The sequence below is a fragment of the Acidobacteriota bacterium genome (assembly GCA_030774055.1).
Lineage (GTDB): Bacteria > Acidobacteriota > Terriglobia > Terriglobales > Acidobacteriaceae > JACPNR01.
The window spans coordinates 1-6,418 of sequence record JALYLW010000118.1 but is presented as its reverse complement, the minus strand read 5'-3'; the positions used below and the strand labels follow the sequence as shown (position 1 = coordinate 6,418).

Annotated in this window: 6 protein-coding genes; 1 reads left to right on the top strand and 5 read right to left on the bottom strand. The window is 64.3% G+C overall.

Annotated features, from left to right (window positions below):
• Positions 1 to 1,733, top strand: a 1,733-nt coding sequence (locus tag M3P27_09865) for a hypothetical protein (GenBank protein MDP9268612.1), incomplete at its 5' end; no start/stop codon positions are given.
• A gap of 53 nt (positions 1,734 to 1,786) precedes the next feature.
• Here M3P27_09865 and M3P27_09860 read toward each other — a convergent pair.
• The 5 genes from M3P27_09860 to M3P27_09840 all read right to left on the bottom strand — a co-directional run bounded on the left by M3P27_09860 (position 1,787) and on the right by M3P27_09840 (position 6,385).
• Entirely contained in the window at positions 1,787 to 3,289 is a 1,503-nt protein-coding gene (locus M3P27_09860) for an aldehyde dehydrogenase family protein (protein MDP9268611.1), read from the bottom strand.
• Between the two features lie 131 nt (positions 3,290 to 3,420).
• Positions 3,421 to 4,509, bottom strand: coding sequence for an S-methyl-5-thioribose-1-phosphate isomerase (gene mtnA, locus M3P27_09855; GenBank protein MDP9268610.1), 1,089 nt, complete (start codon positions 4,507 to 4,509; stop codon positions 3,421 to 3,423).
• On the bottom strand, positions 4,506 to 4,877 hold the full coding sequence (locus M3P27_09850; protein MDP9268609.1) for a VOC family protein: 372 nt from the start codon (positions 4,875 to 4,877) through the stop codon (positions 4,506 to 4,508). Before M3P27_09850 ends, mtnA begins: the two co-directional genes overlap by 4 nt.
• A gap of 9 nt (positions 4,878 to 4,886) precedes the next feature.
• The gene (gene pyrE, locus M3P27_09845; GenBank protein ID MDP9268608.1) at positions 4,887 to 5,534 is read right to left on the bottom strand and encodes an orotate phosphoribosyltransferase; all 648 of its coding nucleotides are present in this window, start codon (positions 5,532 to 5,534) and stop codon (positions 4,887 to 4,889) included.
• Between the two features lie 20 nt (positions 5,535 to 5,554).
• Positions 5,555 to 6,385 (bottom strand): CPBP family intramembrane metalloprotease, encoded by an 831-nt coding sequence (locus M3P27_09840; GenBank protein ID MDP9268607.1) that lies wholly within the window; start codon positions 6,383 to 6,385, stop codon positions 5,555 to 5,557.
• Positions 6,386 to 6,418: the final 33 nt, after the last annotated feature.

Sequence of the window (6,418 nt, the reverse complement as noted above, 5' to 3'; positions counted from 1 at the left end):
CCGCCGCAGTGCTCGCCATCCTGGCAGGCTTCGGTGGCTGGTTCGCGCATCGTCCAGCGACGGTGCAGGTGATGCGGGCGACGGTCTCGTTGCCCGCGGGGCTGCAGTTGAACAACGAAGGCTCGCTCGTCCTTTCCCCCGACGGCAAGAAACTGGCCATCGCCGGAGGTGGGGGCGGCAAGTTGCAGATATTCATCCGCTCGCTGGATTCGACCGCGTTGCAGCCGCTCGCCGGCTCCGAGGGAGCGACCTATCCTTTCTGGTCGCCAGACAGCCAGTACGTTGGTTTCTTCGCTGACGGAAAACTAAAAAAAGTTCCGGCGGAGGGTGGCACCGTGCAGACCATCTGCGACGCCGCCGACGGGCGCGGCGCCTCGTGGAGTGTGGATGATGTCATCGCATTCTCGCCCGGACCGTACGAGGGGATATACACCGTCCCCGCTGCCGGGGGCACGCGCTCCGAACTGACAAAAGTCGCAGGACAGGGCGCGGGATTGTCGCACCGCGTGCCCGTCTTCCTGCCCGATGGCCAACACGTCCTCTACTTCCTGCTCTCCGCCAGCGGGGCCACCGCCGACGAAGGCGTTTATGTGGTCTCGCTCAAGGACAAGAAGAGCACGAAGGTGCTGAACGAGCGGAGCGCAGCCATCTACGCCGAACCGGGCTACCTGCTGTTCATCCGTGATGGCAACCTGATGGCGCAGCGCTTCGACGCGAGCGCGCTCAAGTTGGTGGGCGAAGCCACACCCATTGCGGAAGACGTGCAGTTCAACGCCATCCGCCGCACCGGGACTTTTACCACCGCGACGAACGGCTTGCTCGTCTACCAGGCGGGCGCCCAGGGCGGCAAAGCACAGCTGAACTGGTACGACATGCTCACCGGGAAAGACCTGGGGAAGGTCGGTCCCCCAGGAACGTACCAAACGGTGGACCTCGCACCCGATGGCAAGCACGCCATCGCGCGCATCGCCGATCCTCGTTCCGGCGACGTCGAGTTGTGGGAGTACGACCTCACGCGCGACGTCTTCACCCGATTGACCTTTGGCGGCACCACCATCCAAGTGGTGTGGGCGCCCGACAGCAGCAAGATCGCTTATGGCCTGAACCGGGCAGGGCGCTGGACGGTGACGGAGAAGCCCGTCAACGGCGCCAGCGGCGAGCGCGAGTTGGTGGCGGGAGGCGACGGCGAGCATGCGCCGAACGCATACTCCTGGGACGGAAAGTATCTCGCCTTCCAGCAGCGCAATCCCAAAGACCGGAGTTGGGACATCTGGATACTGCCGCTCACTGGCGACCAGAAAGCGTTTCCGTTCTTGACCGGGCCGGCGAACGAGAGCAGTGGCAACTTCTCGCCCGATGGCAAGTGGTTCGCTTACACGTCTGATGAGTCGGGGCGTCTCGAGGTCTACGTGGCGCCGTTCCCGGGTCCGGGTGGGAAGTGGCAGGTCAGCGCGAACGGCGCCTTCAATGCTGGCTGGGACCGAAAGGGACGTTTCGGCATGCTCGCGTTTCCCGGCAAGTATTTTCTGGTCCCGATGGTGGCGAAAGGGAGCGAGCTTGAGATCGGGAAACCGCAGCCGCAGCTCGGCGAGCTGAACATCGCGCAATGGAGGTACTCCAGCCTTACCGCCGACGGTGACAAGACGCTGGCGCTGGTGCCGGTGGACCAGGGCGGCGTAGCCAACGTGACGCTCGTCACCAATTGGACCAATACGCTGAAGGCGAAGAAGTAACGCGCAAGAAAAAGCGGCCCCGCAGTGCGGGACCGCGCCCCAAAGCAGAACAATCAGATCTGCGCGCACACCGCTTTGACTTCGGTGTACAGCTCGAGTGAGTCTTTGCCCATCTCGCGTCCCCAGCCCGACTGCTTATATCCGCCGAAGGGCAGCGCGGCGTCGAAGATGTTGTAGCAGTTGATCCAGACCGTGCCGGCACGGATCTTTTCGGCAAGGCGGTGGGCCTTGCTGATGTCTTTGGTCCAGATGCCGGCAGCGAGTCCGTAGATGGAATCGTTGGCGCGCGCGGTGACCTCGTTGAGGTCCTTGAACGGGATGGCCGCGACGACCGGTCCGAAGATCTCTTCCTGGATAACTTTCATCTTGTCGTTGGTGTTGACCAGCACCGTCGGCTCGACGAAATAGCCTTTGTCGCCGTGTTTCTTGCCGCCGGTCACCGCCTTCGCGCCTTCGCTCAATCCGGATTCCAGGTAGCCGCAGACGCGGTCGAGCTGTTCGGCGGAGACCAGCGGACCCATCTGCGTATCGGCCTCCAAGCCGCTGCCGACCTTGATCTTCTTGGCCTGCTCGGCCACGCCTTCGACCACCTGGTCAAAGATGGGTTGTTCGATGAAGAGGCGCGAGCCGGCGCAGCAGCATTGTCCGTGATTGAAGAAGATGGCGCTGGCGGCGCCGCGGATGGCGCCCTTCACGTCGGAGTCGGCAAACACGACGTTCGGAGATTTGCCGCCAAGTTCGAGTGAGACCTTCTTCAGGTTGCCGGCCGCGGCCTGCAGGATGAGCTTGCCGACCTCGGTGGAGCCGGTGAAGGCGATCTTGTCCACGTCAGGATGCGCGGCGAGTGCGGCGCCGGCAGTCTCGCCGAATCCGGGGACGATGTTGACCACGCCGTCGGGGAATCCGGCTTCAGCGAAGAGTTCGCCGAGCCGGATGGCGGTGAGCGGCGTCTGCTCTGCCGGCTTCAGGACGACGGTGTTGCCGGTGGCGAGCGCAGGGCCAAGCTTCCACGCCGCCATCAGCAGCGGGAAGTTCCAGGGGATGATCTGTCCGACCACGCCCACGGGCTCGCGCTTGGTGTAAGCGAAGAACTTCGCGCCCGGCGCGTAAGGGACCGATATCGGGAAGGTGGCGCCTTCGATCTTAGTGGCCCATCCGGCCATGTAGCGGAACAGGTCGACGGCGAGAGGGACGTCGGCGGCGCGCGCGATGGTGAGCGGCTTGCCGTTGTCGAGCGATTCGAGTGTGGCGAACTCTTCGAGATTTTTCTCCAGCAGGTCGGCGAGCCGCCACATCAGCTTGCCGCGCTCGGAAGCGGTCATCGTGGACCACGCGCTCTCTTCGAAAGCCTTGCGCGCGGCCTTGACGGCGCGGTCGATGTCTTCGCGGTCGCCCTCGGCGACGCGCGCCAGCACTTCGCCGGTCGCGGGATTGTAAGTGTCGAAAGTCTTGCCGCTGGCGGCGTCTGACCATTTGCCGCCGATCAGGATCTTGCCGGTCTTAGCGACGAAGCTCGAAGCCTTGGGGTCGATGGTGGGGGAGATGGCGATGCCCATGGTGCCTCCTTGGGGAACGATGCGAGAGGGGAATCGTAATCCTCTGGCGGGAAGGAACGCAAACGCGAAGAAGTAGTTAGTAGATAGGAGTTAGGAGTTAGCGAAAACCCGGCTGCGCTAACTTCTAGCTACTAACTCCTAGCTACTCCGGCGGGAGCGAGTTCACGCAGTGACTGCTCGTACGGCGCGCGCGCGATGCCGCGCTCGGTGATGATGGCGGCAACGTACTTCGCCGGCGTCACGTCGAAGGATGGGTTTTCCACCGCGATGCCGTTGGGCGCGATCTGCGTCTGGCCGACGTGCGTGACCTCGCGCGCATTGCGCTGCTCGATGGGGATCTTGTCGCCCGTTTTGGTCTCGAGGTCGATGGTGGACCAGGGAGCGGCGACATAGAACGGAATGCCGTGCGCGTGCGCCAGCACGGCCACCGAGTAGGTGCCGATCTTGTTGGCGACGTCGCCGTTCGCGGCGATGCGATCGGCGCCCACCACCACGGCCTGGATCTTGCCTTGCGCCATCATCACGCCGGCCATGTTGTCGGAGATGACGGTGGTGGGAATGCCGTCTTTGGTGAGCTCCCACGCGGTGAGGCGCGAGCCTTGCAGCACCGGGCGCGTCTCGTCGGCATAGACGTTGATCTTCTTGCCTTGCTCAAAGGCCATGCGGATCACGCCGAGCGCGGTGCCGTATCCGCCGGCAGTGGCGAGCGCGCCCGCGTTGCAATGGGTGAGCACGCCGCCGGAACTGGGCATGAGCGTGGCGCCGTGCCTGGCCATGGCTTCGTTGGCGGCAAGGTCTTCCACATAGATGGCCTTCGCTTCTGCGATGAGGGCTTCCTGGATGTCCGCGACCCGCTGCGATGCGACGGCGCCGAACTTGTTGCGCATCCGGCGTATCGCCCAGAAGAGATTGACGGCGGTGGGACGCGTGCCGGCGAGGACGTCGCAGATCTTCGTGAACTGGCGGGCGAACTCCGCCGGGTTATCCGTCTTCAGGTTGCGCGCGCCGAGCGCGACGCCCATCGCGGCGGCAACGCCGATGGCGGGCGCGCCGCGGACGAGCATGGTGCGAATGGCGTCCGCTACTTCTTCATAAGTGGTGCAGGTGACGTAGACCTCTTCCACCGGCAGCTTGCGCTGGTCGATGAAGCGGATCGCGGGGGTCGCCCCGCCGTCTGTCCCAGCGTCCGCTCCGTCTATCCATTCGAGGGTCTTGATCATGCGGCGGGTGTCGCCTGTTTCGCTGGTTGGAAGAGCTGGACCAGGTACCCGTCAGGGTCGGCGACGATAGCGAGCTTGCCGAAGCCTTCGTCGCGCGGCTCCATCACGACTTTCACGTTCTGCCAGCGCAGGTTGTCGAGCACCATCCCGAGGTCCTGCACCTCGAAGCCGAAGGTGCAGCCCGTCGTCGGCGCGACCTTCGCCTCTTTGCCTTCGGGATGCAAGCCGAGCGTGACGTTGCCGAGGTCGAACTGGCTCCACTGCGGCGATTCCATGCCGAGCCGGAGGCCGAGGACGTCGCGGTAGAACTGCACGCTGCGCTTCATGTCCTTGACCACGACCATGATGGTGGAAAGTTTTCCGATCATGAGACCTCCTTAGTGGGCGCCATGCGTCGCCGCTGCTTCTTTCAGCCGCAGGTGTTCGGCGCGGATATCGTTGGCGGTGAAGAGGCTCACGAACTTGGCGGGAGCGGCGGCTTGCTCGACGGCGGCGCGCCCGCCGGCCTCTTCGCGCTCGACCAGGCAGAGGACGCCGGCGACCTCGAAGCCGTGCTCGCGCGCGGCGGCGATGGCAGAGGTGGTGGAAGCTCCGGTGGTGCAGACGTCGTCCACGATGACCACGCGCGCACCTTTCTCGCGGAAGCCCTCGATGCGCTGCCCGGTGCCGTGCGATTTCTCCGCCTTGCGGACGAGGAAGCCGTGAACCAGATACTCGGAGACGTCGTGACCCTTCACTCGCGCTGGAGCGCGCGTCTGCAACAATTGCGAGCTGAGCATGGCGACCGCGACCACGATAGGATCGGCGCCCATCGTCATGCCGCCAATGGCCCGCGGTTCCCACTTCTGCTTTTGGATCTCGTCATAGACCACGCGTCCGGAAAGGCGCGCGCCCTCGGCGTGAAGCGTCGTGAGCCGGCAATCGATGTAGTAATCGCTCGTGCCGCCTGACGAGAGCTTGAACTCGCCGAGCTGGAACGACATGGTCGCCAGCAGGGTGAGCAATTGGGCGCGCGGAGTCGGCATAGGAAGGTGTAGCGTAGCACTCAGCGCGTGAGAGCGTCCATGTTGCGGAATCCGCCGGTCTGCAGATAAAGGATGGCAAGCAGCGTGGCGTTATACGCCATGTGCACCAGCGTGCTGGCCGCCACTGACTGGAAACGGGCGCGTACCAGGGTGAGCGCGAAACCTACCAGGAACAACGAAAGCAGCGGCGCCCATGCCAGCGCCAGTTGGCTGGCGTGCAGCAGCGCGAAGCCGAGCGAGGTAAGCACCAGCGCCGCCACCACTCCGAGATGCCGGTTCAACACGGGATAGAGCAGTCCGCGGAAAAGCAACTCTTCCACCAGCGGCGCCACCAACACGCCGAAGGCGAGCATGACGAAGGCGGCAGCGCGGGTCTTGAAGAACTCGTCGATGGGCAGCTGCTTGGGGATGGGAAGGAATTGTCCCAGCAGCAAGATGGCGAAGGCGAGCGCCACGCCCGCGCCCACCAGCGTTACCCAGCGCTCGCGCGGCCAGGCGAACGGGATGGCCTCGGCGAGCGAGCGATCGTAGCGCGCGATCATCAACATGTGGACGAATGCGATCAACAAGAGATAGGCGATGGTTTGACCCGGGACGAGGATGACCGCGTTCTTGGCCAGCGTTGTCAGCGGGACGCCCGCGTATCGCGGCAGCGAATGCGCGGTTAAGACAGCCAGTGCCGGCACGATCAGCACCAAGAACAGTGCCGAAGTGAAGACGAGGAAGACGTCGAGGAGTCCGAAGACCGGAGATTCGCGCGGGATGGCCGCCGGCGGCCGCGCCGGCGTGAGGATCTCCGGCGTGGGCTCCGCGAGCGGCTCGTCCGGAACGGGTTGGAAGGGAGAGGACAAGGAAGAAGTGTAAATGTTTTATCGCGCTTCGGT